This window comes from Streptomyces griseicoloratus (assembly GCF_014534645.1).
Lineage (GTDB): Bacteria > Actinomycetota > Actinomycetes > Streptomycetales > Streptomycetaceae > Streptomyces > Streptomyces griseicoloratus.
In genome coordinates this window covers 1-415 of sequence record NZ_JACVQF010000045.1, presented here as the reverse complement: position 1 = coordinate 415, position 415 = coordinate 1, and the positions used below count along the sequence as shown (strand labels likewise).

Here is a 415-nt window from a genome sequence, read left to right as displayed (position 1 = left end):
GCGGCTGGTGGAGGAGCTGGCGCCGGCACGCTCGCTGGCCCGGCACCCCCTCTTCCAAGTCGTGCTGACCCTTCACAACACCACTGAAGCGGCTGTGCAGTTGACGGGCTTGGAGGGAGAACGCCTACGGACGGCACGCCCGGCGGCGAAGTTCGACCTGGACGTCATGGTCGGCGAGACGCATGACGACGAGGGCGCGCCGAGCGGCATCGTCGGCGCGGTGACCGTGGCCGCCGATCTGTTCGACGCGGAGACCGCAGAGCGGATCGGTGATCACTGGGCTCGCATGCTGTCGGCGTTGGCCGAGGACCCGGGGGCGCGGATCGGCGAACCGGACCTGCTGGGGGCCACCGACCGGTGTCGGGTGGTGGAGGAGTGGAACGACACGGGGGTGTCTGGGGTGCCGGGTGTGGTG

Annotated in this window: 1 protein-coding gene; it reads left to right on the top strand. The window is 70.6% G+C overall.

The window, feature by feature from the left end:
- The coding region (locus tag H0H10_RS01615) for a condensation domain-containing protein (RefSeq protein WP_188178966.1) at window positions 1–415 on the top strand (415 nt) is incomplete at both ends.